This is a genomic window from Flavobacterium magnesitis (assembly GCF_041729735.1).
Classification (GTDB): domain Bacteria; phylum Bacteroidota; class Bacteroidia; order Flavobacteriales; family Flavobacteriaceae; genus Flavobacterium; species Flavobacterium magnesitis.
In genome coordinates, this window is the sequence record NZ_JBCFQK010000002.1 from 243402 (window position 1) to 270317 (window position 26916).

18 protein-coding genes and 1 tRNA gene are annotated in these 26916 nt (G+C 33.3%); 13 read left to right on the top strand and 6 right to left on the bottom strand.

Translation table 11 applies throughout. The features are described 5' to 3' along the window. The first annotated feature begins 52 nt into the window (after window positions 1-52). From AAGV33_RS02885 to AAGV33_RS02895, 3 genes are all read left to right on the top strand, one after another. Window positions 53-139 (top strand) — tRNA-Ser (locus tag AAGV33_RS02885). Window positions 140-321: 182 nt separating this feature from the next. Next, window positions 322-849 carry a Crp/Fnr family transcriptional regulator gene (locus AAGV33_RS02890; protein WP_373390432.1) on the top strand — a complete coding sequence of 176 codons (528 nt, stop codon included), beginning with the start codon at window positions 322-324 and terminating at the stop codon, window positions 847-849. A gap of 76 nt (window positions 850-925) precedes the next feature. Further along, on the top strand, window positions 926-1519 hold the full coding sequence (locus AAGV33_RS02895) for an NAD(P)H-dependent oxidoreductase (RefSeq protein ID WP_373390433.1): 594 nt from the start codon (window positions 926-928) through the stop codon (window positions 1517-1519). A gap of 29 nt (window positions 1520-1548) precedes the next feature. Here the strand turns inward: AAGV33_RS02895 and AAGV33_RS02900 are convergent, their stop codons facing one another. From AAGV33_RS02900 to AAGV33_RS02915, 4 genes are all read right to left on the bottom strand, one after another. Next, window positions 1549-2529 (bottom strand): LuxE/PaaK family acyltransferase, encoded by a 981-nt coding sequence (locus AAGV33_RS02900; RefSeq protein WP_373390434.1) that lies wholly within the window; start codon window positions 2527-2529, stop codon window positions 1549-1551. A 135-nt stretch (window positions 2530-2664) separates the two neighbouring features. Beyond that, window positions 2665-3006, bottom strand: coding sequence for a T9SS type A sorting domain-containing protein (locus AAGV33_RS02905; RefSeq protein ID WP_373390436.1), 342 nt, complete (start codon window positions 3004-3006; stop codon window positions 2665-2667). A gap of 104 nt (window positions 3007-3110) precedes the next feature. Beyond that, entirely contained in the window at window positions 3111-4298 is a 1188-nt protein-coding gene (locus AAGV33_RS02910; protein ID WP_373390437.1) for a hypothetical protein, read from the bottom strand. Window positions 4299-4433: 135 nt separating this feature from the next. Further along, window positions 4434-7175: a TonB-dependent receptor gene (locus AAGV33_RS02915; RefSeq protein WP_373390439.1), complete on the bottom strand. Its 2742-nt coding sequence runs from the start codon at window positions 7173-7175 to the stop codon at window positions 4434-4436. A gap of 177 nt (window positions 7176-7352) precedes the next feature. On the opposite strand from AAGV33_RS02915, the gene AAGV33_RS02920 reads away from it, so the two are divergent. The 8 genes from AAGV33_RS02920 (at window position 7353) to phoU (ending at window position 15758) form a co-directional block, all read left to right on the top strand. Continuing rightward, complete coding sequence (locus AAGV33_RS02920) at window positions 7353-8039, top strand: response regulator transcription factor (protein WP_373390440.1); 687 nt, start codon at window positions 7353-7355, stop codon at window positions 8037-8039. A gap of 278 nt (window positions 8040-8317) precedes the next feature. Beyond that, a complete protein-coding gene (locus AAGV33_RS02925) occupies window positions 8318-9400 on the top strand; it encodes a sensor histidine kinase (protein WP_373390442.1) in 1083 nt (360 codons plus the stop codon). Between the two features lie 309 nt (window positions 9401-9709). Further along, the gene (locus AAGV33_RS02930; protein ID WP_373390443.1) at window positions 9710-11038 is read left to right on the top strand and encodes a porin; all 1329 of its coding nucleotides are present in this window, start codon (window positions 9710-9712) and stop codon (window positions 11036-11038) included. 127 nt (window positions 11039-11165) lie between these two features. Then, on the top strand, window positions 11166-12029 hold the full coding sequence (locus AAGV33_RS02935) for a PstS family phosphate ABC transporter substrate-binding protein (RefSeq protein WP_373390444.1): 864 nt from the start codon (window positions 11166-11168) through the stop codon (window positions 12027-12029). A gap of 172 nt (window positions 12030-12201) precedes the next feature. Then, the gene (gene pstC, locus AAGV33_RS02940) at window positions 12202-13410 is read left to right on the top strand and encodes a phosphate ABC transporter permease subunit PstC (RefSeq protein WP_373390446.1); all 1209 of its coding nucleotides are present in this window, start codon (window positions 12202-12204) and stop codon (window positions 13408-13410) included. Between the two features lie 2 nt (window positions 13411-13412). After that, window positions 13413-14291 (top strand): phosphate ABC transporter permease PstA, encoded by an 879-nt coding sequence (pstA, locus tag AAGV33_RS02945; protein WP_373390447.1) that lies wholly within the window; start codon window positions 13413-13415, stop codon window positions 14289-14291. Window position 14292: 1 nt separating this feature from the next. After that, a complete protein-coding gene (pstB, locus tag AAGV33_RS02950) occupies window positions 14293-15045 on the top strand; it encodes a phosphate ABC transporter ATP-binding protein PstB (protein ID WP_373390449.1) in 753 nt (250 codons plus the stop codon). A gap of 44 nt (window positions 15046-15089) precedes the next feature. Further along, complete coding sequence (gene phoU / locus AAGV33_RS02955) at window positions 15090-15758, top strand: phosphate signaling complex protein PhoU (RefSeq protein WP_373390450.1); 669 nt, start codon at window positions 15090-15092, stop codon at window positions 15756-15758. A 108-nt stretch (window positions 15759-15866) separates the two neighbouring features. On the opposite strand, the gene AAGV33_RS02960 is transcribed toward phoU, so the two are convergent. Continuing rightward, window positions 15867-16505 carry a response regulator gene (locus AAGV33_RS02960; protein ID WP_373390452.1) on the bottom strand — a complete coding sequence of 213 codons (639 nt, stop codon included), beginning with the start codon at window positions 16503-16505 and terminating at the stop codon, window positions 15867-15869. 10 nt (window positions 16506-16515) lie between these two features. Beyond that, window positions 16516-17928 carry a sensor histidine kinase gene (locus tag AAGV33_RS02965; protein WP_373390454.1) on the bottom strand — a complete coding sequence of 471 codons (1413 nt, stop codon included), beginning with the start codon at window positions 17926-17928 and terminating at the stop codon, window positions 16516-16518. A 417-nt stretch (window positions 17929-18345) separates the two neighbouring features. Here AAGV33_RS02965 and AAGV33_RS02970 point away from each other — a divergent pair, with 417 nt between their 5' ends. Beyond that, a complete protein-coding gene (locus AAGV33_RS02970; protein ID WP_373390456.1) occupies window positions 18346-21213 on the top strand; it encodes a hypothetical protein in 2868 nt (955 codons plus the stop codon). A gap of 12 nt (window positions 21214-21225) precedes the next feature. Beyond that, window positions 21226-26916: beta strand repeat-containing protein (locus AAGV33_RS02980; protein ID WP_461782336.1), on the top strand; the 5691-nt coding region annotated here is incomplete at its 3' end.

The following is a 26916-nucleotide window of genomic DNA, read 5'->3' on the forward strand; positions in this document are numbered from 1 at the left end:
GCAATTTGGCTTTTCTAAGTCAGATTTTTTAGTGTTATTTGCAATCCCAATTAGAGAGGTGTCCGAGTGGTTGAAGGAGCTAGCCTGGAAAGCTAGTATGTGGGTAACTGCATCGAGGGTTCGAATCCCTTTCTCTCTGCTGATTTAAAATTTAAATGGTATCAAAACCTCGAAAATACTAATATTTTTGAGGTTTTTTGTTTTTATGTGCCCTCTTAAAAAATGACTATACCTCTAAAATTATTAGATTTCATTATATTTATATAAGTTATTGGAAATTAAGTAAACACCTGATAGACAATTTTAAGAATGGATAATTTTATGAACAACAACAAAGAGTGGGATAAATTTAGACATTTGTTTAAGCGTCAGGAAATTCCAGTAAAGACAATTCTATTAAATGAAGGCGAAATTTCTAAACAAGCGTTCTATATCGAACAGGGGTGTTTAAGAGTGTGCTTCAATAACAATGGAAAGGATATAACATTTCAATTTTTTTTTGAAGGGGAAAGCGTTTCGTCAATTGAAAGTTTCCGAACAAATCAGCCTAGTTTGTTTACAATCGAAAGTATTGAACCTTGTATTATACATTCCATTTCAAAAAGTGATTTTCAAACAATAATTGAAAGTTCAACAGTCATTAAAGAACAAGTTGAAGAGCATACTTTTCAGCGATTAATTTTTTATCAAAAGCTATTTCTTTCGCATATCAAAGACAATCCTGAAAAACGATATTTAGAGCTATTAGAAAATAATCCCAAAATTTTACGTAGAGTGCCTCAGCATTACATTGCTTCATTTTTAGGAATTACTTCTGTCTCATTAAGTCGTATTAGAAACAGGCGCTAATCATTTCTTTACAATTGTTATCGTCAAACCATTTTGAACTGCTGAATTTTGTGTCATAAATTTTAAACAGCACAAAATGAAAGTAGTAATAGTATTTAATCATCCTTATGATGGGAGTTTTTGTAACGCAATTTTGAAATCAGTTACCAATGGACTTACAAAAAGCAACCACGAAATTGACCTTATTCATTTAGACAAGGATAATTTCAATCCAGTAATGACTGCGGGAGATTTAAAAGGTTTTAGAGATAAAAGCCCGATTGATCCAAAAGTAATAGAATACAATGAAAGAATAGAAAATGCCGACCATTTAGTGTTTATATTCCCAATTTGGTGGGAGTTGATGCCAGCAATGACAAAAGGTTTTGTAGATAAAGTTATTTTTCCTGGTGTTGCTTATGATTATACGAACGCAAGCAATACAAGAATGAAACCGTTATGGGGAAATATTAAAGGTGTTACAATGATTACAACAATGAATACACCTAACTATTTGTATTGGTTAATTTTTGGTAATGCTATAAAAAAAGCAATGCTATTAGGGACTTTTTGGAAAATAGGTTTTAAAAACAGAAAGTGGATAAGCTATAATAAGGTAAAGATGGTCTCTCTGCAGAAAAGAATAAATTGGCTTACTAAACTTGAAGATAAATTTGCATCCTTGAAATGATCTTGGTAGTTATCCTATTCTTAAGAAACTTAAACCACCATTAAATTACAACCTCTAATATCCGAATTATCAAAACGTCCCAATACTTCAAAAGAGTTGTTGGGATATTTTTTACCTAAATCTTGTGTGGCAATAAAAGAGCAAGAATTGATGTTGGCCAAATCAATCACGTTGATTCCGCCTGTTTTTCCTTGCGGAATATAAGTCAAGGCATCTTCGGTATCACGAATGAGGATTTGCATCCAGGAAGGACATTCAAATACGCCATTTCCTAACGAATAGGCCTGCGAAAGCAATTCGGTCATGCCATATTCCGAATGGATTGCCGAAACGCCAAAACCATCGCACAATTGTTCGTGTAGTTCTTCGCGAATCATTTCTTTTCGTTTGCCTTTCATACCGCCCGTTTCCATGATGATGGTGTTTTGGAGGTTGAATTTTTCTTTTTCGATTAAATCGAGAAGGGCATAGGTAACGCCAATTAAAATTACATTTTGTCCAGCATTTTCTAATTCGATTAATTTCTTAATCAAATCGTCGTGATTGTGAAGGTAAAAACCACTTTCGGGATGATTGGAAAGTTGAATTAAATCTTCAACCATATAAATTAACGAAGAGCCGTCTCTTTCTAAATAGGATGGAAGCAAGGCTAAAACAACATAATTTTCGATATTGCCATAAAATTCAGAAAACCCTTTTCGATAACTTTCTTCATAAAGTGTTACATCGGTTACAAGATGTTTACTGGTAATTGTACCCGTTGTTCCACTACTACTAAAAATAGTTTGAATGGGGGCAGAATTAGAAACAACCTGATGACTTTTAAAAAACTGAATGGGTAAAAAAGGGATTTGCTGTATCGTTTTTACACGTTGTACATCTGTTTTTAAGAAATCGCAAAATTCTTTATACACTAAATTGTTCTCGTATTGAAAACGGAAAACTTTTAAAGCTATTTTTTCAAATTGCTTTTGACTCGAAATAGTAAATATATCAGTTGCTGTAATCAAGAATTTTTTTGTGCAAAGGTATAAATTATACTAATACTTACGCTGTTTTGGTTCAATCCTTCAATGCCAATTATTGGCAATAAAAAAAGCCTCAAGTGTTAATTGAAGCTTTCTGTCTTATTTCAGGGTTTATGTTTATCGTATGATCAATTTTCGGGTTGCCGAAGCATTGTCTTCATTTATCCTGATGATGTATACACCAGGTATTAGGCTAGAAACATTCAGCTCCTTAGTACTGAGGTGCGTTTGAAGTACTTTTTTTCCTAAAAGATCAAAAATGATGATTTCTTTATCGCTGTCGTTTTTAGTCGAAATGTTTACTATTCGACTACTGTTTACAGGATTAGGATATAAATTCAAACCTTCAATAACAGAAGGATTGTTCGGGTTTACATGCTGTTTCGGTGCCTGAGCACTAATGCTAAAGGAACAGAGAAAAACCATTAAAATGATACTATAAAAGTAGTTTTTTTTCATTAGCTTGATTTTGAGTAGTAAAGATAAAGAAAATATTCCAAATAGTATGCCAAAAAAAATGCCCTCCTGTAAAAGGAAGGCATTTTTTGAATATTATGCTTTTATTACAAACCTTTTGTCCATCCTTGAGTCCAAGCTGGAACTCCTGAACCATTTCCTGCTCCAGTAGCAGTAGTAGATTCTGTGAAAACATTAGCAACATCAACTGCTGTTCCAGCTGTATTTGTTCCTTTTGATTTAGTTGTTACTTCTTCAAACTTCACGTTAGTTGCTAATAAATCACTTCCAGCATATCCAACGCTTTCGTCGTGTTGCACGTCAAAACCAGTTTTCCAACCTTTTAATACAACATTGTCAAATTTACCTTTTGTACCTACTCTTAATTTGAAAGCTTGAGATTCTGAACTTGTGTCATTTGTTCCTGCTCCAATTAAAGTAAGGTTTTTGATGTTAGGGAAAGAGATTGGAGAAGCTAGGTGATTGTTAGAATTGTTATCTGCTTCGATACCTCTGTTACCAGCGTTTGTTCTAATTCCGTACCAGTTTTCACCATTTCCATTCCATCCTTCAGTCCAGTCAAATAAATCATCACCAACTGACGTAGCATCTTTGTTAGAAACTACTAAGTGTTTTGCATCAACAGTTCCACCAAACCACTCAAATCCATCATCAGAGCCTTCGTAAACTTGAACATAATCTACTGTTGTTCCTTTACCAACACCAAATAATGAAAGTCCGTTGAATTCTTTATCAGAGTTGTAAGAGTAACCAGAATATTCAATTCTTAAATATTTGATTGATCCAGAGTTGTCGTTAGCTTCAGACCCACCGTATGCTAACTCAGAAACTTCAGCAGTAGCTGTATTTCCTTTGTTGATTGGTGCTTTTCCGCAAAGTACTAATCCTCCCCAAGCTGCAGGGCTTTTAACTTCAGCAGTCATGATAACTGGGGTTGTAGCTGTTCCTTGAACATCGATTTTTCCACCTTGAGCAACTGCAATATATCTTACAGCTTCAAATTGGTTAGCTCCTAATGCGGTCGCTTCGATGATAACTCCAGGTTTGATTGTAAGTGTTGCAGTGTTTTTAACTATTAATTTCCCTGTTAGTTTGTAAGTTCCAGATTCTAAGATTACTTCTCCACTGTTGATTTCTCCTTGTAGATTTTCTCTAACTACTACGAAATCTGATGTTGGCTCTTCATTTTTGTTGTCATCGTTTGAACAAGACGTAGTAAGTGTTACAAGAGATAAAGCCGCTAAACCTAAAATTGTTGAGATTGTTTTTTTCATTACTTTTTTAATTTGTTTGTTTTACGCAAAGATTAGAACTTATGACTGATTAGATGTTAAGTTGCTGTAATGTATTTGTTATATGTTTTTTACCTAAATGTTAAGGAATTATAACCAAATAATTTTGGGTCTATTTTAGAACTGGTAACTCATTCCTAATCCAAAAGTGATTCCTTTTTTATAGTCGAAAACCAAAACGTCTCCACCAGCATTTTCCTGAACTCTTTTGAATTCTGGATTTAAAAGGTTTCTCGCTCCAAAGTCAATCCCGAAGCTTTTGTTAAGTTTTGTTTTGAAAACCAGATCTAAAGATCCCATAGCTTTATCAACTAAATTTCCTTTTTGTTCATTTCCAATAGCAAAAAGTTTGTCAGAATAATGATTGTAAGCTAAGGTTGCCATAATTCCAGAGTCGTTTCTGAAGTTTTTAGTGTATGATAAATCAGCATTTAAAATCATATCAGAAGCTCCTGTAAAACCTGAACTGTTATCAGTTGTGTTAATGTTTAGTCTGCCCTCTGTTTCTTCTCTAACTTTTTCAGCATCAATATCCTGATGTGTTTTCATGAAAGAAGCATTAAATCCAAAAGAAAGTTTGTTAGTGTATTCTCCTTCTATTTCAAAAATATTTTTTCTAGTCTCCAACTCAACTCCGTAAGCATAGCCACTATCTCCAATATTTACAAAAGAAATGTCATTTGAAGAAGAAGCGACAACAATTTGATTAATTGGGTCTAAGATATATTTTCCAAAAGCAGTTACAGATAATAACTCATCACTTTTTGGAAACATTTCCCATTTCAGGTCAAGATTATAATTTTGTGAAGGGTACAAATATGGATTACCAATTTCAGATTGCATTACATCTTCATAAATAAACAAAGCACGTTCTTTAAATTGTGGTAGTGTATAGGTTTTACTAGATGCTAAACGAAGATTTTGCTTTTCGTTCAATTCATACTTCAAGACAAGACTTGGTAAAAATTCGTTTCTGTCAAATGTATTTGTTCCTCCTGCTGCATCAAGTTGTGTTCTCCAGTTAACTGTTTGAGATATCTTTTCATATCTTAAACCTAACATAGAGCTTAACTTGTCGGATAATTTATATTCTATGTTACCAAACCCTGAATGTATATCCTGATCTCCACCATAAGTTTGAGGTGTCATTCCAGCAAAAGCTGCAATTGAGAATAGGCCTTCATTATAATTTTGCTGATTAAAAAAGTCGTCTAAATTGTTTGGATTTACACTTGTGTTTTGACCAGTCTGGCTTGCGTTGAAATTAAACTGAATAGCTTCAAATTCACGTTTTTTAAACCTACCGTTGTAACCTACAACTATTTTTCCTTTTGAATCACCATTTTCATTATCTCCTAGTTTGTAAGTTAGAGCAAGGTTAGCTGCTATTTCGTCTTCTGTAAGATCTTGGAAATACCTTTGGTTGTCAGTAGTGGTTCTTTGAGCAATTGTGTAAATGTCGGTTGTTGGGTTATAGAACATTTTATTTTGGGTTCTATCTGGCATATCGCCTTTTACAGTGTTATATGAAAGCCCCCAGTCAAGATCAATTTTATCAGTTATTTTGTCATTTCCTAAAAGCTGATTAATGAAAACTGAATTTTGTGTAAACGTACCTCTTTGAACTTGAAGGCTAGCATCTGCATTATCAAAATCACGATCACTTCCAAAATAAGTGTCTCTAGTTTGTTCAGATGAATTAACGAACAAAAAGTTGTATCCAATTTTATGGTTTTTGTTCAGACGATAATTAGCATTGAACATACCGGTAGTGTTGGTGTTGTAAGAATATTTTTCTTGTTGAAAAGATTTTAATGATGCACCCTGAGCATTGATGCTTTGAGTTAGCCCTTCTCTAAATTCGTAACCATTGTTAAAACTAGCAGTAGCAAACAGGCTTAGTTTTCCTTCCTCGCCAATGTTGAAACTTTTTCCTGCTTTCAGGCTAAAGTTTCCTCCAAAAGGAGTTTGTTTTTCAGGATTTAAGCTGTTTTCAAAATTGTATCCTGTTAGTGGATTTTTAGGAACTCCATAAGAAACAAAACCTAATTTGCTTGGGCCTTGTTGCAATAAAAAATTATCATTTTTTTGTACTGCATTGGTGTTAATTTTAGAACCTAATGAAATTTCGAACATACCTTCTCCACGGTAATCTTTAGATACGATATCTACATTTCCTCCTGCAAAATCGCCATACATCCTTGAACCATAAACTTTGTCAATTGAAATGTACTCAACAATGTCAGTTGAAAAAAGATCAAGAGCAATATTCTTTTTTTGTGGATCATTAGATGGAATGGGCAATCCGTTCATCGAAGTAGAATTATAACGGTCACCAAGTCCTCTTACATAAACGTTGTTACTTCCTTCTTGTTTTGAAACGCCCGATGTTTTGGCTACAGCCGCAGCTACATCACCAACACCTTTTCTTGAAAGTTCCTGCGCACCAATATTTTGCTTAATTTCAACTGCATTTTTTTGTTCTAATAATAATGCAGTCTCTTTTTGTCTATTAAACGTAGATTTTATAACTACATCTTCCAGTGCATAGGCTCCAGATGATAATTCCTGATTGATGACCAGTTTAGCTCCTTCTGTTACTTTTACAGAGATTTCCTTTGGTTCGTAGCCTACAAATGTGTATTGAATAATATAATTTCCTGGGGTGATACTAATAGAGTATTTTCCATCAATATCTGTAGTAGCATTGATTTTAGTTCCTTTTACAAAAACATTAGCAAAGGGTAATGTTTCATTGTTAGAATCTTTGTCCGTTATTAATCCTGATATCGTACCTTTACTCTGAGCAAAGCTAAGTGTTGTAATAAAAAGTGTTAGAATAAATAATCTAAGTTTCATAATTGATTAAATTTTTTGCAAAGAAATGCTAGCTTTGTAAAGTTGGTGTTAATCAGTTGTTACGATTATGTTGCTGTAGTATTACCAAATTGTTATCTCTTTAAATTACGGTTAACACGAGTTTTATGCTGTTTTTTTATTGTTACATTTACAACGCAAAAGAAAATTTGCTAGATTATGAAAAAGAAAAATACAAAGATTTTACTGGTTGATGATGAACCGGATATTTTAGAAATTGTTGGTTATAACTTAGCTCAGGAAGGGTATCAAATTGTTACTGCTTCTAACGGTAGAGAGGCAATAGCCAAAGCCAAAAAAGAATTGCCAGACTTGATTATTATGGATGTAATGATGCCTGAAATGGACGGCATGGAAGCTTGTGAAAACATTAGAAACATTCCTGAATTGAGCAACGTAATTATAACATTCTTGACAGCAAGAAGCGAAGACTATTCTCAGGTAGCAGGGTTTGATGTGGGAGCAGATGATTATATTACAAAACCAATTAAGCCAAAGTTATTAGTAAGTAAGGTAAAAGCTTTGTTACGAAGATTAAAAGAAACAAGCGAGCAAGATAGCGAAACGTTAAATGTAGGTGGAATCGAAATCAATCGTGAAGAATACAAGATTATAAAAGACAATATCGAGATTGCTTTGCCTAGAAAAGAATTTGAATTGTTTTATCTATTGGCTTCAAAACCTGGAAAAGTATTTAAAAGAGACGAGATTTTAGATAAAGTTTGGGGGAATGAAGTAGTTGTAGGTGGAAGAACCATCGATGTGCATATTAGAAAACTTCGTGAGAAAATAGGAGATGATCTTTTTAAAACTATAAAAGGAGTAGGGTATAAGTTTGAAGTGTAATATTGGTTTTTAAACCATATAAGTCATATAAGTTTATCTGATGTTATGTTAGGCTTTTCTTTTTATAAGAGAAGTTCATATAAGAGATTGTCTAAATTAAACATTCTATTTCAGTAGGAATAACAATTTAAGGTAATGAGATTTTCTTTTGTTCTTATGCTTATACGCTCTTATTTTTAAAATCATATTTTTGTAAATAACCAAAGACCAAAAACTTATCTGACTTATATAGTTAAAAAAAGATAGGGTTGTTGTTATTTAAGAATAAAGACGAATAAATGAAAATTAGTTTTAAAAAAACATACAAGTTTGCCATAAAGTCGGCATTTTACATCAGTATTTTTTCTACAGCTTTTGTTGTTTTTTTGGCAATGGTTATTTTTAATGCCAATACTAAAAACTTAGTGCTTTTTGGTATCGCTTTTGTTTTTGCTATTTATCTCTTCTCGTTTTTAGTGTTACAATACCGTGTAGAACGTTTTATTTACAGAAGAGTAAAAAAAATCTACGACGATGTTTCTTTGTTAGAATCCAGTACACTTATCAATCAGCCCATTACTACAGATATGGAAACTTTAACCAGAGAGGTTAAAAAGTTTGCTACTGATAAGAAATTGGAAATTGAAATGTTGCAAGTTCGTGAAGAATACCGAAGAGAGTTTCTAGGAAATATTTCGCATGAATTAAAAACCCCGCTTTTTACGGTTCAGGGTTATATTTCTACATTGCTGGATGGAGCAATGGAAGATAAGAATATTCGAAAAAAATATTTAAAACGTGCCGATAAAGGTGTAGAGCGTTTAATATATATAGTAGAAGATTTGGATATGATTACCAAATTAGAATCGGGCGATTTGAATTTAGAAATCACAGAATTTGATATTGTAGAATTGATTCGGAATATTTTTGAACTATTAGAAATGAAAGCGGATAAGAAAAAAATCACTTTGACATTCGAAAATGAATACATTCGTCCCAATTTTGTAAAAGCCGATAAAGATAGAATTCAGCAAGTAATTGAAAACCTAATTGTCAACTCCATTAAGTACGGTAAAAAAGACGGAACTACTGAAGTGGCTGTTGTAGGTTTAACCAAGGAAAAAGTATTGGTTCGAATAAGTGATGATGGCGAAGGAATTGAAAAACAAAACATACCAAGGCTTTTTGAACGTTTTTATCGTGTGAATAAAAGTGGTTCTCGATCTGAAGGTGGTTCTGGATTAGGATTAGCCATTGTAAAACATATTATTGAAGCGCACAAAGAGAAAATATATGTAGAAAGTGAATATGGTATTGGTTCAGAGTTTTCATTTACTATCGAAAGAGCAAAGAAGAAAAAAGAAATTATTACTGAGGAATAAATAGATTTTCTATTAAATATAAAGTCAAAGGGCAGAGTTGTTAATTCAATTCTGCCTTTTTTTTGTGCCAAAAATTAAAGAAAGTTTTATTTTTCTAATGTTAAGTTAATGTTAACAGAAAAAAGTTTCTTAGGTCTTGTTATTATTGACTTTTAGGTTCTGGTGTGTTGGTTTTCTGACAACGTAAAGATGCTAATGTGAACAAATGTTTACGTTATAGTGTCTTTATGATAACTCAGGCTTAATATCTGAAAAGAAGTTTAACATTAATTTTGCGCAAAAATAATATAATATTGATTTTTAGTTAAAATGAGAAAATTTTTATTTACAGGTTTACTACTTGTTTCGTGTTTGATGAATGCTCAAGACGTTAAAAAAGAGGAAATTAAAAGAGAAGTAGTTCGTATTTTAGATTCTATTAATTCAGTTAATAAAGAAAAAGAAAAAGAGCAGGAGGAATTAGTTGCTACTGAGAAATTAGAAAAAACGGAGAAAAAAGAACGTTGGTATGATAATATTGGAATTAGAGGTTATGTGCAAGTAAGATACAATGGATTGTTGTCTTCAAATGATAAAGTAGCTTGTGAGCAATGTGATAAATCCTGGGGAACCACTTCAACAGATCCAGATGCAAAAGCAAATAATGGACTTTTTCTAAGACGTACTCGTATTGTGTTTTCAGGACAAATTCACCCGAATGTATATCTTTATATTCAACCTGATTTTGCTAGTTCTCCTGTTTCTGGGGCGAATCATTTTGTGCAATTAAGAGATGCTTATTTTGATTTGTCATTCGATAAAAAAAGAGAGTTTAGAGTTCGTTTAGGACAAAGTAAAGTGCCTTTTGGTTTTGAAAACATGCAATCAAGTCAAAACCGACTAACATTAGATCGTAATGATGCTTTGAATAGTGCTGTTGTAAATGAACGTGATTTAGGAGCTTTTTTTTACTGGGCACCAGCTGCGGTTAGAGAGCGTTTTACGATGTTAATCAGAGACGGTTACAAAGGTTCTGGAGATTACGGCGTGTTTGCTTTTGGAGCGTACAATGGACAAACAGCTAATAAATCAGAGGCTAATAGAAACCTGCATGTTGTAACTCGTTTTAGTTATCCTTTTGTTGTTGGAAACCAAATTATCGAGCCAGGAATTCAGGCTTACACTGGAAGATGGGCTTTTACAAATGAACTTTCTACTGGGGTTACTACTGCTAATAAACAAAATACATTAGATCAACGTGTGGCTGCTTCTTTTATTATGTATCCAAGACCGTTTGGGATTCAGGTAGAGTACAATGTAGGTAAAGGACCTCGTTACAACAAAACAACTAATACAGTTGATGTGTCTGACTTAGAAGGTGGGTATGTAACTTTAAATTATAAAATTGATTTGCCTAAAAATAAATTATTATATCCTTTTGCTAAATTCCAATATTATGATGGAGGAAAAAAGCATGAAAAAGATGCTAGAAGTTATGTAGTAAGAGATTACGAATTAGGTTTTGAATGGCAGCCTTTTAAAGCATTTGAATTAGTGGCAGAATGGGTAATTGCTGATAGAACTTTTGAAGATAGTGCGCTACCAGACAACAGACAAAGAGGGAATTTATTGCGATTGCAAGCACAGTTTAATTTTTAATAAAGTAGCTGTAAATCAAATGATTAAATAATATTTTTAATTATATATAAACATTACATAATGCGGGATTAACGTTGAGATAACATTAGAGAAATACATTTGTACAAAATTAAATTAAATCATAAAAATGAATAAAGTTAAATTGTTTTTGATTTTACCTTTAATAGGTATGTTGAGTTGTGGTAAGGCTAAAACAGATGAAAAAGGTTCTGAAGATAAAGCAGCAGCTGTTTCGGTAACCATAAAAGGGAGTGATACTGTTTTGCCATTGGCACAAAAAGAAGCTGAAGATTTGATGAAATCAGATGCAACTATCAGTATTACAGTTGTAGGTGGAGGATCAGGAGTAGGAGTTACTGCTCTAATTGATGGAACTACTGATATTGCAATGGCTTCAAGAGATTTAAAGACAGAAGAAAAATTAAAATTTTCTGAAAATAAAAAAGAGATTGAACAAGTTGTAATTGCTTTTGATGCTCTAACAGTAATTGTTAATCCAGCTAACGGAGTTTCTAAATTAACTCGTGAGCAATTAGAAAAGATTTTTACTGGAGAAATTAAAAACTGGAAAGAAGTAGGGGGAGCTGATGCAAAAATCGTAGCTTATTCAAGAGAATCTTCTTCAGGAACTTATGAGTTTTTTAAAGAAGAAGTAATGGGCAATAAAAACTATGCAACTGATGTGTTGAGTTTACCAGCTACAGGAGCTATTGTTCAGGCTGTTGGTCAAACTAAAGGCGCAATTGGTTACATTGGTTTAGCTTATGAAACTAAAGAAGTAAAAGAGTTAGCTGTTTCTTATGATCAAGGTAAAACTTTTATTGAGCCATCAGTAGAAAGTGCTAAAGATAAAACGTATCCAATTTCAAGACCATTGTTTTATATGTATGATAAAACAAATGCAACAAAAGTAAAATCGGTAATTGATTATGCGCTATCGGATGCAGGACAAAAAACAGTTTCTGATATTGGTTATATTCCATTAAAATAATCCTGTTTTATATATAGTATTTAAGAAAAGGTTATCGTGTTTGATAACCTTTTTTTATACCATTTTTTAATTACAAACATTGCCTTAACATTAAGTTAACCCAATCATAATAACTACAGAACATTCAATCTTGAGGACTGATGTAGTTTTGCGAAAATTAAAACATACTGATTTGAAAACAAATTTGAAACAGCTAAAAGAGAAAATCATAGAGACTATTTTGATGCTAAGTGGTGCAGCTACAAGTATTACGGTAATCTTGATTGTCTTTTTTCTATTTATTGAAGGAGCTGGAGTTTTTAGCAGAAAACCTATTGATGACGGTTATTTGTTAGCAGTTAATGCTACTAACAATGTAAAGACGCTTCATCCTTCCCAAATTAAAGATATTTTTGATAAAAAAATAACTAATTGGAATCAGTTAGGAGGAGAAGATAGCCCCATTGTATTGTTTAGGACCAGTGATATTACGGACTATTATACCGAAGAAGAATTAGGACCTAATTTTGAATATTTCCCAGATAAAATCAATGAATTAATCCAGAAACAACCTGGGATAATTGCTTTTTTTTCAGACAAATACAAGTCGGATAAATTTGTTGGAAAAGAGTTAGATATTGACAAAATTAAGGTTTGGGAATTTTTGTCTGGCGAAGAATGGTTTCCTACCGCACAACCCATCGCTCAAATGGGAGTGAAGCCTTTAATCTATGGAACTTTGTGGGTAAGCTTTGGTGCTATTTTATTGGCTTTGCCTATTGGATTGGCAGCAGCAATTTATCTTAGCGAAATTGCCAAGAAAAGAACCCGCAGTTTATTAAAACCTTTAATCGAATTGTTAGCTGGAATTCCATCAGTAGTGTATGGTTTTTTTGGATTAGTAGTTATTGTTCCTTTAATACAAAGTACTTTTAATTTGCCTGTGGGCGAAACGGCATTGGCAGGAAGTGTGGTTTTAGCCATCATGGCTTTGCCAACTATTATTACCATTTCAGAAGATGCGATGCGCAATACACCTCGCGCTATGAAAGAAGCTAGTTTGGCTTTAGGCGCATCCAAGTGGCAAACTATTTATAAAGTAGTAATGCCTTATTCCGCTTCGGGAATTACTGCGGGAGCTATTTTAGGAATTGGTAGAGCTATTGGAGAAACCATGGCGGTTTTAATGGTTACTGGAAATGCTGCTGTAATTCCGCACACTCTTTTAGCACCAGTACGAACCATTCCTGCAACCATTGCAGCTGAATTGGGTGAAGCACCAAACGGAGGTTTGCATTACGAAGCTTTATTTGCATTAGGTTGTATTTTATTCTTAATCACATTTGGGATTAATATGTTAGTGGAATTAGTCACTAACAAACAATCACACAAAAAACATTAACAATGAATTCTGAAAAAAAATTAGCACGAAAAAAGAAAATCAATCAGCAAATTGCTTTTGGAATTTTTACGGCAATAAGTTATGCTATTGTAGCTCTTTTATTTGTTATATTAGCTTTTATAGTTATAAAAGGAATTGGAGTAATAAGTTGGGAATTTATTAGTGCGATGCCAAGTAACGGAATGACCGAAGGCGGAATTTTCCCGGCTATTGTCGGTACGCTTTGTTTGGTTTTTGCCAGTATGATTTTTGCATTTCCAGTGGGCGTTTTAGCCGCTATTTATATGAATGAATATGTAAAAGACGGTTGGGCAAAAAAGATTATCAAGCAAATGACCAATAATCTTGCGGGAGTTCCATCCATTGTTTTTGGATTATTTGGAATGTCTTTGTTTGTAAATAAACTGGGTTTTGGCGATTCGATTTTAGCGGGTGGATTAACATTAGGTTTGCTTGTCCTTCCTGTTGTTATTAGAACTACCGAAGAATCTTTGAAGGCAGTAGATTCGACTTTTAGACAAGCGAGTTTAGGTTTAGGAGCATCGAAATGGCAAACCACAAGCAAAGTAGTTTTACCAATCGCTTTTCCTAATATAATTACTGGTTTGATTCTTTCTATCGGAAGGGTTTCTGGTGAAACGGCTCCTATTTTATTTACTGTAGCGGCTTATTTTCTGCCAAAATTGCCTTCGTCTATCTTTGATCAGGCTATGGCTTTGCCGTATCATTTATATGTAATTGCAACCAGTGGAACCAATATTGAAAAGTCCAGAGCAATGGCTTATGGAACCGCACTTATTTTAATTATAATTGTATTAATTTCTAATTTATTAGCGAATGCACTTCGTAAATATTACGGAAAAAAAGTAAAAATGAATTAACATGCATAAAATAGAATCCAGAAACGTAAACTTTTTTTACGGAGAAACTCAAGCCTTACACGATATTTCTTTGTCGATGAAGGAAAACACTGTTACGGCACTTATTGGTCCTTCAGGATGTGGAAAGTCTACTTACTTGCGTTTGCTGAATCGAATGAATGATTTGATTGATAATACCCGAATGGAAGGAACTATTCTAATCGATCAAAATGATATTTATCTTAAAAATACGAATGTAGATGATTTGAGAAAGAATGTGGGAATGGTGTTCCAAAAACCAAATCCATTTCCAAAAACTATCTATGAAAATGTGGCTTACGGTTTAAGAGTCAATGGAATTGAGGATAAAAATGTTATTGAAGAAAGAGTTGTAACCTCAATTGAGCAAGTGGCGCTTTGGGATGAGGTAAAAGATAAGTTAAAAAAATCAGCATTTGAACTTTCTGGCGGACAACAACAGCGTTTGTGTATTGCCCGTGCATTGGCCATTCAACCTTCTATTTTATTAATGGATGAGCCTACTTCGGCATTAGATCCTATTTCAACTTCAAAAATAGAGGAATTGATACACGAATTGAAAAATAAATATACTATTGTTATTGTAACTCATAATATGCAACAAGCTGCACGTGTAAGTGATAATACGGCTTTTTTCTATATGGGAAAATTGATTGAATGTGATAAGACAAAAACAATTTTTACAAAACCAGCAATACAGCAAACGGAGGATTATATAACAGGAAGATTTGGTTGATATTTGTTCCTACTTTATAATCGGATAACTTTAAAATTAAAAAAATGGCATCACACTTCGAAATAGAATTGGATAAACTTAAAAACGTAATTGTCAAGATAGGTACTCTTGCCGAAAATCAATTAATTGAGGCGGTAAAAGCATTGCTTTCTGAGCCTATGGCTGAGAAAAAAGAGGTTAAGAAAAACGAAGAAAAAATCGATAAATTAGATGTAAAAATAGATGAAATTTGTCAAACTATTTTTGCTTTACAGCAACCTGTAGCTTCTGATTTGCGATTTATCATGGCTTCGATGCAAATTAGTAATGAAATTGAAAGAATAGGGGATTTAGCTATTAGTGTGATTAAAAATTCAAAAAATATTAAGGATAAACACGATTTGATTGTGAAATTTAATGTGGCTGAATTGGCGAAGCAAGTAGAAGAAATTACAAAAAAAATGAACCAATGTTTTTTAGATAGAAGCGAAACGACTATTGGAGAGATTTTTGTTTTAAATAATAGTATCAAAAAAGGAACTGATGATACCATTCATAATTTAATGAACGAAATGAAGTCTAACTCAAAGGCAGTGGTTTCAGGAATGAATTTAGTGATGGTTTTGAAACACCTGGAACGAATTTCAGAACATTGTACTAATATTGCAGAGCATGTTCATTTTATGATTAAAGCTAAGATCATCAAACACGAAAAGTTTGACGATAAACAGTAATAACAACATTATTTAATTCGTAAAAAAAGCTAGGTTTTTAAATAACAAAAGAACCTGGTTTTTTTATGGAATAGCGTGTAATTTTTTTCGATATTTTCAGGAATTAGTTTAATTGTCTACACCAACTGATTTATTGAATAAACCAATGAGTTCTACAATATTTTTGATATTTAACTTATTGAAAATTTTGTTTTTATGTGTGCTAACAGTCGTGAGTTGGATGCTTAATTTATTCGCGATTTCAATATTCCCATCTCCTTGGACTAATAACTCCGAAATTTCTCTTTCTCTTTTAGATAGTTTATCTAATGGATTGATGCTTTGTTTGTTTGTGGAAGCTTTTACCAGTTCTTTAATAATATCCGGAGTTAGATAATTGCCTGTTTTTAAAATAGTATCTACAGCACCAGTTAACTTTTTTTTGTCACTTAATTTATTCAGATAACCATTGGCACCCGCAATGATATAAGGACAGGCATGAGTTTCTTCTTCGTAAACTGAAAATATTAGTATTTTAACTTCGGATTGAATGTCTCTAATTACTTCAATCATGGAAGTATTTCGTCCGCCAGGAATATTAATGTCCAGAATAATTAAATCAAATATTTTCTCTTTTAATATTTTTAGTGTTTCATTGAAATTTTCAGTAGTAGAAATAGCGATGTTTTTAATTTTTTCTTCTAAAATGATTGAAACGCCTGTTCTTACAACTAAATGGTCATCAACAATAAGGATATTTTTTTGCATAGTTTACTATTTATGATAAGGACTTGTTTGGTTTAAAATAAATGTCAATAGTTACAGTTGTACCTCCATTTGTTGGATTTGAAAATGAAATGTTTCCTTTAAGGATGATTAATAATTCTAATACTAGGTGCAAACCAATGCCGTAGGTGCTCAGAATTAGTTTTTCAGCATCTCTATTTTTAAATAGATTAGTGTAATAATCAATAATGTCCTGACTCATTCCTGAGCCTGTGTCTTTTACCCAATATGTTATTTTATCAGAATCAGTTTGAGCTCCTATTTCAATTGTACCCGAGTTGGTGTTTTTTACAGCATTATCTAATAGATTGTGGATAATTATAGAAACAATTCTAATGTTGATATCTGAATTTAATTTTAAAGGGGTTTTGTTTATAATTTTGGTGCCATTATTAGCGGCAATATCTTCAAAGAAAACTTTTTTATCTTCAATCAAATCGTATACGGAATAAATTTTCTGGTCGTAATCTCGATCTTCAATGTATATTTTAGAATATTCAATAAGTGTTTTGGTAAATTCATACAATTGCAATGAGGATTTGTAGATTGAATTAGCATATTTAAATATTACTTCATTTTTTGTTTTCTTAGTATTAGTGCATAAATGTTTTGCAATAAGTTGTATGTATTTTAAAGGACTTCTGATATCATGACTGATGGTGCCAATTATTTTTTTATGTTGAACAATTTCAGTAGATAAATCTTGTTTTGTTTTTTCTAAATCGTTAATTATAGCCTCGAGCTGTTCTTTTTGTTGATTTAGCTCTTGTTTTGATTTTATTATTTTTTGCAGCATGGCGCTGTAATAAAAACTAATGGAGCCTATAATGATAAAGGTGAAAAAGATGTTTACTAATAAAAGATAATTGTTTACCTGGCGTGTGCCTTCTCCTAAATATCGGGAAAACGCATCTTGTTTAAGGGAAATCTTTTTGTTTATTTCGTCTAATTGTTCTAGAATTTGAATTTTTGTTTCATAATCTAATTCATTGTTGTCTATTTTCTTTTTTACATCAAATCCTATTTGGTACAATTTTATATTTAAGACATCTCCAGATTCCCATTCAATAATTGCTTTTTTAAAAAAAGAGTAGTTTTTAAAGTTTTTAAACAACCAAATCATATCATTTAGATCATCCTCTTCGTTATGACCTTCTCTAAAGCCTTGTTTGATGGTTTCGGTATCAAGATTCTTTATTAATGCCATTCGGGCTTTAGCATCACCTATGGGTATGTCAAGGTTTGATTTGAATTTAGTCCAATATTCTTTTTTATAAGTAAAGATATAGTTAATCAAATTCCGGGTAGCAATATTATGTCCTTTAGAATAATGTGATTCACCATTAACATAAGCCCTAGTAGCTGACAATGTTTTGATGGTGTAGAAGTTAATTACTATCAACATGGAACAAGCGGTTAGTATTATAATTAAAAAACTAATGGTATTTGCTTTTCCTTGTTTCAATTTTAAAAATACTAAGTTGATTTGTTAAATAATTTTATGCTAGTGTAAGAATTTCTATGATGCAAAAGGCGATTTTTATCAACACTAATTCTACTATTTTACAAATATACCAATATAATCATACTTTTTTTGTAAGAATAAATCTGTTTTTAAATTGAATTTTATCTATTTTTTAATAGTTTTTATTTTGTTAAGATATCGTTTTATCTCAGCGGATATTATGATTTTATCCGTATTCAATAATTTAATTTTGTCGATAGATCTTTATGCTATTGGGTTTTATGTTTTTTGTAGTCCTACTATTCGCATTAAATAAACCTAAATATTGATTGAAGTCAAAATTAAACTCTTTGGATTATGAGAAAAAATTACCCTGATTTATCAAATACTATTTTTATTGAAGTACTACAGTTGAGAAAAAAACTGAATCAATGGTTCTTTATTTTAGGTTTTATATTATTATCTTTAAATTCCTATGGACAAGAATGTAATGCAGAAATCCCAACACCTTTTGTGTCTGCTAATTTTGATAATTTATCAGTTTCGACAAATACTACTGGTGTATGTCTTGGATTAGTAGGTTGCGGTATAGATAATGAAAGCCGATTAATAGATGCAAGTCTAACTAATTTTGCCACGGCTAATTTTGGAGTATTAAGTGTTGGTACCAATCATTCCTTGAGAGTTACTGATGGTAATAGCACATTTGCAGCTGGTACTTTTGCAGGATTTAAAATTTCACCTAGTGGTGGATTGCTTAGTTTAGATCTATTAAATGGTATAACTATAAGAACTTATAATGATGGCAATTTAAGAGAAACATTCTCTGGAGCCTCTTTGTTGAGTTTAAATTTACTTTCTGGTCCAAGTGAATATATTGTTGGTTTCAATACAACTCAAACATTTGATGCGGTTGAAATTGTTTTGGACGGTGGAGTATCTTTGTTGACCTCTACTAATATATATCATGCCGTTATAAGAGAATATTGTGCAGGTCCAGCCCTGGTATGTAATACAGCTACTAAATTAAGTTTGCCAACTTATCCAGTTGCTATTAGTCAGGATAATACAGGAATGTCAGGTGTTAGTGTGGGAAGTGTAGCTGATGCAGAAAATGCTATTAGCTCTAGTGATTCTGATTACGCATCGATTAATTTAACGGTTGGTTTACTAGCTTCAGGAAGTATAGCAATAAAAGATCAGCTTACTGATTATCCAGCAGGAACTTATGCTGGTTTTGAAATAGAAAACACAAATCTTTTAAGTATAGCTGCTTTAGGAAATGTGGTGGTATCTACTTATTTAAACGGAAGTTTTCAAGAAGAATTTTCAGGAAGTGATTTAGTAGCAAATGTTGGATTACTTTCATCAGGAGGTCGTTTTAAATTAGGATTTGTTAGTACTCAGGATTTTGATGAAGTTAAATTATCTGTTAACCAAACTGTTGGTTTGAATCTAGGAACAACTAGAGTTTATGGAGCTGTTTTTCAAAGTTTTTGTGTTGGGCCAGCTTTAGATTGTAATACAAAAACAGCTTTAACTGCGCCAACATTTCCTGTTTATGTTAATAATGTAAATTCAGGTATTGATGGGGTACTTTGTGCATTATGTACAGTAGTTAATCAAGATAATTTAATAGATGCAGATCCTAATAGTTTTGCCGAGGTTAATTTAGCAGTTGGAGTAGGAACAAGAGGAAGTCTATCTGTTAAAGAGCAAATTACAGATTATCCAGCCGGAACTTTTGCAGGTTATATTGTAGAGAATCCAAACTTGCTAGATGTTGATGCACTGGGTGCGGTAAGAGTAACAACTTTTTTAAATGGTGTTCAACAAGAAACAAAAACCGGTAATGGTCCTTTAGTTGCTGTTGGTACTGATTTGCTGGGTGGATCAGGAAGGAGAACCATTGGTTTTGTATCTGCATTAGCTTTTGATGAAGTTCAAATTACTTTTGAAAATGTGGCTTCAGTAAATTTAGGGCAGGTTAAAGTTTATAATGCTGTCTTTGAAAGATTTTGTGCTGGACCAGCTTTAGATTGTAATACAAAAACAGCTTTGACATCGCCAACGTATCCAGTATATGTTAATAGTGAGAATACAGGTGTTGATGGAGTGCTTTGCGCTTTGTGTACAGTTGTTAATCAAGATAATTTGGTAGATGCGGATCTTACTAATTATGCAGAAGTTAATTTAGCAGTTGGAGTAGGAACAAGAGGTAGTTTATCTGTTAAAGAACAAATTACGGATTATCCAGCAGGAACTTTTGCGGGTTATACTATAGAAAATCCAGCTTTACTTACTGTTGGTGCTTTAGATGCGGTAAGAATAACAACTTATTTAAACGGTGTTCAGCAAGAAACAAAAACGGGTAATGGTCCTTTAGTTTCTGTTGGCACTGATTTGTTAGTTGGTACAGGAAGAAACACTGTCGGTTTTGTGTCTACAACAGCTTTTGATGAAGTTCAAATTACTTTTGAAAACGTAGCTTCAGTAAATTTAGGACAGGTTAGAGTTTACAATGCTGTTTTCCAAAGATTATGTGATCCTGTTGTTGAGTGTAATGAAAATTATGTGTTGTCAAATCCTGCTTTTCCAGTTGTAATTAATGGAGATAGAACAGGAATTGATGGAGTAGCTTGTGTTGCCTGTGCGGTAAATGATACAGATAATTTATTAACAGCTGATCAAACTGATTTTGCTAACATTACAGTGGTTGCCGGAGTACTTGGTTCAGGTTCAGTGGCAGTAAAAGATCAATTGTTTACTTATCCTCAAGGAACATTTGCAGGATATGTTATCAGAGATTTAGGAACATTAGCTCAGGTTAATTTACTTCAATCATTGACAATTAGTACCTACAATAATGGTGTTTTACAAGAAGCAAGGTCAGCAGGTCAATTAATTGATTTGTCACTTTTAGGAATTGATATTTTAGGTTCAACTCCTGGAGTATATAATGTAGGTTTTAAAACAAATTTAGCTTTTGATGAAATAAGACTTACTTTGAATTCACTAGCAAGTGTTATCAACTCAATAGATGTATATGGAGCATTTGTTGATACATCAGAAACTGATGGAGGCACTGGAAGTGGTTTAGAATGTAATTCTTCATCGGTTACAGTAGCTAAAGATGGTATTTATGTAGACGCTAATTCAGATGGAATTGTAAACGTTGGAGATAGAATTGATTATACATTTAATATAACAAATACAGGTTTTTAAACCTTAAGAGATATTACTATAACAGACGATACTGCTACAGTAACTGGAACTCCAATTGTTAGTTTAACAGCGGGTGCTAATGACGCTACAAGCTATACCGCTACTTATAATATTACTCAGGCTGATATTGATGCTGGAGTAGTTTATAATTTAGCAACTGTTAATGCTACTACTAATTTAGGCACTCCTGTAACAGCTACTTCTACTGATCCTACGCCTTGTGCAACTTGTCCAGTAAATCCAACATGTGCTGATTGTACAGCAACACCAATAACTCAAACAAATACAATTGCTTTAGTTAAAACAGCAGCTGTTGGAGGAACAGGGGTTTTAGGTGATGTTATTACCTATACTTTTAGTGTAACCAATACAGGAAACACAACATTAACTAATGTTGTAGTGACTGACCCAATGGTAGGTTTAGTAATATCAGGAAGTCCTATAGCTACTCTAGCTCCAGGTGCTACAAATACTAATGTAACAGGAACGTATGTTATTACTCAAGCTGATGTTGATGCAGGAAAAGTAACGAATTCAGCATTAGTTACATCAAAAGACCCACAGAATAATGATATTACTGATATTTCAGGTACAACATTAACAACTGATGATGCTACAGAAACACCAGTAAACCAAACTAATACAATTGCTTTAGTTAAAACAGGAAGTGTTGTAGGAACAGGAGGTTTAGGGGAAACAATTACTTATACTTTTGCCGTAACAAATACAGGTACAACTACTTTGACAAATATAGTAGTAACTGATCCAATGATTGGTTTGACTATAACAGGAAATCCAATAGCTACTTTAGCCCCTGGAGCTACTAATATAAGTATTAAAGGAACTTATTCTATTACTCAAGATGATGTTGATGCAGGAAATGTAACTAACTCGGCATTAGTAACAGCTCAAGATCCACAGAATAATAATGTTACTGATATCTCAGGAACTACCTTGACTACAGATGATAATACAGAAACTCCAGTTGGTCAAAGATCAACAATTGCTTTGGTTAAAACAGCAAGTGTTGGTGGCACAGGAGTTTTAGGAGACACAATCACTTATACTTTTGCGGTAACAAATACAGGAACAACAACTTTAACTGATATAGTAGTAACTGATCCTTTAGTTGGTTTAACTATAACAGGAAGTCCAATAGCTAGCTTAGCTCCAGGAGATACAGATACAAGTATCACAGGGACTTATGTTATTACTCAAACTGATATTGATGCAGGGAAAGTGGTTAATTCAGCATTAGTAACAGCAAAAGATCCACTAAATAATGATGTTACTGATATCTCAGGAACTACAATTGGTACAGATGATAGTACGGAGACACCAGTAACTCAAACTTCATCAATAGCTTTAGTTAAAACTGCAGTTGCAGGAACAAGAGTTTTAGGAGATACTATTACTTATACTTTCGAAGTAATAAATACAGGAACTACAACATTAGAAAATATTGTAGTAAGTGATCCTTTGGTTGGTTTAACAGTAACAGGAAATCCTATAACAAGTTTAGCGCCAGGAGCTACTAATAATACGAGTATCACAGGAACTTATGCAATTACTCAGGCAGATATTGATGCTGGAAAAGTTACCAACTCAGCATTAGTAATAGCAAAAGATCCACAGAATAATAATGTTACAGATGTATCAGGAACAACACTAACAACTAATGATGCTACGGAAACTCCTGTAACACAAACTCCAACTATTGCTTTAGTAAAAACCGCTGTTTATAATGGTGACGCTACAAGAGCAGCAGTAGGTGATACTGTTACTTATACTTTTACAGTAACTAATACAGGAAACGTAACGGTAAACAATATTGTGATTAATGATGCAAAACTAGGCGTTACTAATTTAGCATTAGTTCCAGCAAGTTTGGCTCCATCGGCAACAGGAGTGGTAACACAAGAATACACTATCACCCAAGCTGATATTGATGCAGGAGTGGTTACTAATACTGCAATTGCAGTAGGTCAAGATCCACAAGGCGTAGATGTTCAGGATATCTCAGGAACAGCAGTAGACAATGACGATACTACCGATACTACTTTACCAAAATCAGGTTCATTAGCCTTTGTTAAAACAGGAGTTTATAATGGTGATGCAACAAGAGCGGTAGTAGGAGATATCATTACTTATACCTTTACAGTAACCAATACAGGGAACGTAACAGTAGATAATATTGTAATCAATGATGCAAAACTAGGAGTTGCTAATTTAGCATTAGTTCCATCAAGCTTAGCACCATCGGCAACAGGAGTGGTAACACAAGATTACATCATCACCCAAGCTGATATTGATGCAGGCGTTGTTACCAATACAGCAATTACTATAGGTCAAGATCCACAAGGAGTAGATGTTCAGGATATCTCAGGAACAGCAGTTGATAATGATGATAGTACCGAAACTAATGTCCCAAAAACAGGATCATTAGCCTTTGTTAAAACAGGCGTTTACAATGGCGATCCAATTGAAGCAGTAGTAGGAGATATTATTGCTTATACTTTTACGGTAACCAATACAGGAAATGTAGCCGTAAACAATATTGTTATTAATGATACGAAACTAGGAGTGACTAATTTAGCATTAGTTCCATCAAGTTTAGCACCATCGGCAACGGGAGTTGTTACACAGAACTATGTAGTGACCCAAGCTGATGTTGATGCGGGAATTGTAGTTAATACAGCAATTGCTATTGGGCAAGACCCAGAAGGAATTAATGTACAAGATATCTCAGGGACAGCAGTAGATAATGACGATAGTACAGAGACTGCTTTACCAAACCCAGCTAGGCAGCAATGTAATGCAGAAATCCCAACACCTTTTGTGTCTGCTAATTTTGATGATTTATCAGTTTCAACATCTACTTTTACTTCTGGTATTGGTGTTTGTTTAGGTTGTAATATTAGCAATGAGGCTAATTTGATTAATGCAAACGAGAATGATTATGCCACCGCTAGTTTTGGAGCTCTTAATGTAGGTTTCAATCATTCCTTGAGAGTTACTGATGGTAATTCAACATACGCAGCTGGTACTTTTGCAGGATTTAAAATTGCGCCTAGTGGAGGATTACTTAGTTTGGATTTATTAAGTGGTGTAACTATAAGAACATATAATGATGGTGATTTAAGAGAAACATTCTCAGGAGCCTCTTTATTAAGTTTGGGATTACTTTCTAGTCCAACTGATTATATTGTTGGTTTTAATACCGCTCAAACATTTGACGCCGTTGAAATTGTTTTGAATGGTGGAGTGACTTTGTTGAGTTCTACTAATATATATCATGCGGTTATAAGACAATATTGTGCAGGACCAGCTTTAGATTGTAATACTGTTACTAAATTAAGTTTGCCAACTTATCCAGTAGCTATAAGTCATGCTAATACAGGAATGTCAGGTGTTAGTGTTGGAAGTGTTTCTGATGTTGAAAATGCTATTAGTTCTAGTGATTCAGATTATGCGTCAATTAATTTAACTGTTGGTTTATTAGCTTCAGGAAGCATAGCAATAAAAGATCAGGTTACTGATCATCCAGCAGGAACCTATGCTGGTTTTGAAATTGAAAACACAAATCTTTTAAGTGTAGCTGCCTTAGGAAATGTGGTGGTATCTACTTATTTAAATGGAAGTTTACAGGAAGAATTTTCAGGAAGCAATTTAGTAGCAAATGTTGGATTGCTTTCTTCAGGAGGTCGTTTTAAACTAGGATTTGTTAGTACTCAGGATTTTGATGAAGTTAAATTATCTGTCAACCAAACCGTTGGTTTAAATCTAGGAACAACTAGAGTTTATGGAGCTGTTTTTCAAAAATTCTGTGCAGGTCCAGCTTTAGCATGTAATGTACAAACTGTTATAAGTGCTCCAACCTATCCTGTTTATATTAATAGTGTAAATTCAGGTATTGATGGTGTTGCGTGTGTAGGTTGTACAATTGTAAATCAGGATAATTTAATAGATGCAGATCTTAATAGTTTTGCAGAAGTTAATTTGGCAGTTGGAATAGGTACAAGAGCAAGCTTATCTGTTAAAGAGCAAATTACCGATTATCCAGCAGGAACTTTTGCTGGTTATACTATAGAAAATCCAGCTTTACTTACTGTTGGTGCTCTGGATGCAGTAAGAGTAACAACTTATTTAAATGGTGTTGAACAAGAAACAAAAACAGGTAATGGTGCTTTAGTTTCTGTTGGTACTGATTTGTTAGTTGGTACAGGAAGAAATACTGTCGGTTTTGTTTCTACATTAGCTTTTGATGAAGTTCAAATTACTTTTGAAAATGTGGCTTCAGTAAATTTAGGACAGGTTAAAGTGTATAATGCTGTTTTCCAAAGATTATGTGACCCTATTGTTGAGTGTAATGAAAACTATGTTTGGTCAAATCCAGCTTTTCCAGTAACAATTAATAATGACAATACAGGAATTGATGGAGTAGCTTGTGTAGCTTGTGCTGTGAATAATACTAATAATTTATTAACAGCTGATCAAACTGATTTTGCTAACATTACGGTGATTGCAGGAGTACTTGGTTCGGGTTCAGTTGCGGTAAAAGATCATTTGTTTACCTATCCTCAAGGAACTTTTGCAGGATATCTTATTAGAGATTTAGGAACATTAGCTCAGGTTAATTTGCTTCAATCATTGACAATTAGCACCTACAATAACGGTGTTTTACAAGAAGCAAGGTCAGCAGGTCAATTAATTGATTTATCTCTTTTAGGAATTGATATTTTAGGTTCTACGCCTGGTTTATACAATGTAGGTTTTAAAACCAGCTTACCTTTTGACGAAATTAAATTGACTCTAAGTTCATTAGCAAGTGTTATCAATTCAATAGATGTATATGGAGCATTTGTTAATACTTCCGAAAGTGATGGAGGTCCAGGAAGTGGGTTAGAGTGTAATTCATCATCAATTTCATTAACTAAAGATGGTATTTATGTAGATGCTAATTCAGATGGAATTGTAAACGTTGGTGATAGAATTGATTATACGTTCAATATAACAAACACAGGTTTTGAAACCTTAACTAATGTAACTTTAACAGACGATACTGCTACTGTATCTGGAACTCCAATTGCTAGTTTAACTGCAGGTTCTAATGATACTACAAGCTATACTGCTACTTATAATATTACGCAGGCTGATATTGATGCAGGAGTGGTTTATAATTTAGCAACGGTTAGTGCTACAACTAATATAGGTACTAATATAACGGCTACTTCTACCGATCCTACACCTTGTACTACATGTCCAGTAAATCCAACATGTGCTGATTGTACAGCAACCCCATTGAGTCAAGATCCAAAATTAGCCTTTGTTAAGACAGGAGTTTACAATGGTGATGCCACAAGAGCGGTAGTAGGCGATATCATTACGTACACTTTTACGGTAACCAATACAGGAAACGTAACAGTAGATAATATTGTAATCAATGATGCCAAACTGGGAGTGACTAATTTAGCATTAGTTCCATCAACTTTAGCGCCATTAGCAACAGGAGTAGTAACACAAGATTACGCTATCACTCAGGCTGATATTGATGCAGGCGTTGTTACCAATACAGCAATTGCAATCGGACAAGATCCACAAGGAGTAGATGTTCAGGATACATCAGGAACAGCAGTGGACAATGACGATAGTACAGAGACTACTTTACCGAAATCAGGCTCATTAGCCTTTGTTAAAACAGGA

What these genes read in the sequence shown, in the direction of transcription:
- AAGV33_RS02890 (WP_373390432.1), top strand. Translation starts at nt 322, where the DNA reads ATGAACAACAACAAAGAGTGGGATAAATTTAGACATTTGTTTAAGCGT.
- AAGV33_RS02895 (WP_373390433.1), top strand. Translation starts at nt 926, where the DNA reads ATGAAAGTAGTAATAGTATTTAATCATCCTTATGATGGGAGTTTTTGT.
- AAGV33_RS02905 (WP_373390436.1), bottom strand. Translation starts at nt 3,006, where the DNA reads ATGAAAAAAAACTACTTTTATAGTATCATTTTAATGGTTTTTCTCTGT.
- AAGV33_RS02910 (WP_373390437.1), bottom strand. Translation starts at nt 4,298, where the DNA reads ATGAAAAAAACAATCTCAACAATTTTAGGTTTAGCGGCTTTATCTCTT.
- AAGV33_RS02915 (WP_373390439.1), bottom strand. Translation starts at nt 7,175, where the DNA reads ATGAAACTTAGATTATTTATTCTAACACTTTTTATTACAACACTTAGC.
- AAGV33_RS02920 (WP_373390440.1), top strand. Translation starts at nt 7,353, where the DNA reads ATGAAAAAGAAAAATACAAAGATTTTACTGGTTGATGATGAACCGGAT.
- AAGV33_RS02925 (WP_373390442.1), top strand. Translation starts at nt 8,318, where the DNA reads ATGAAAATTAGTTTTAAAAAAACATACAAGTTTGCCATAAAGTCGGCA.
- AAGV33_RS02930 (WP_373390443.1), top strand. Translation starts at nt 9,710, where the DNA reads ATGAGAAAATTTTTATTTACAGGTTTACTACTTGTTTCGTGTTTGATG.
- AAGV33_RS02935 (WP_373390444.1), top strand. Translation starts at nt 11,166, where the DNA reads ATGAATAAAGTTAAATTGTTTTTGATTTTACCTTTAATAGGTATGTTG.
- pstA (WP_373390447.1), top strand. Translation starts at nt 13,413, where the DNA reads ATGAATTCTGAAAAAAAATTAGCACGAAAAAAGAAAATCAATCAGCAA.
- pstB (WP_373390449.1), top strand. Translation starts at nt 14,293, where the DNA reads ATGCATAAAATAGAATCCAGAAACGTAAACTTTTTTTACGGAGAAACT.
- phoU (WP_373390450.1), top strand. Translation starts at nt 15,090, where the DNA reads ATGGCATCACACTTCGAAATAGAATTGGATAAACTTAAAAACGTAATT.
- AAGV33_RS02960 (WP_373390452.1), bottom strand. Translation starts at nt 16,505, where the DNA reads ATGCAAAAAAATATCCTTATTGTTGATGACCATTTAGTTGTAAGAACA.
- AAGV33_RS02965 (WP_373390454.1), bottom strand. Translation starts at nt 17,928, where the DNA reads ATGTTGATAGTAATTAACTTCTACACCATCAAAACATTGTCAGCTACT.
- AAGV33_RS02970 (WP_373390456.1), top strand. Translation starts at nt 18,346, where the DNA reads ATGAGAAAAAATTACCCTGATTTATCAAATACTATTTTTATTGAAGTA.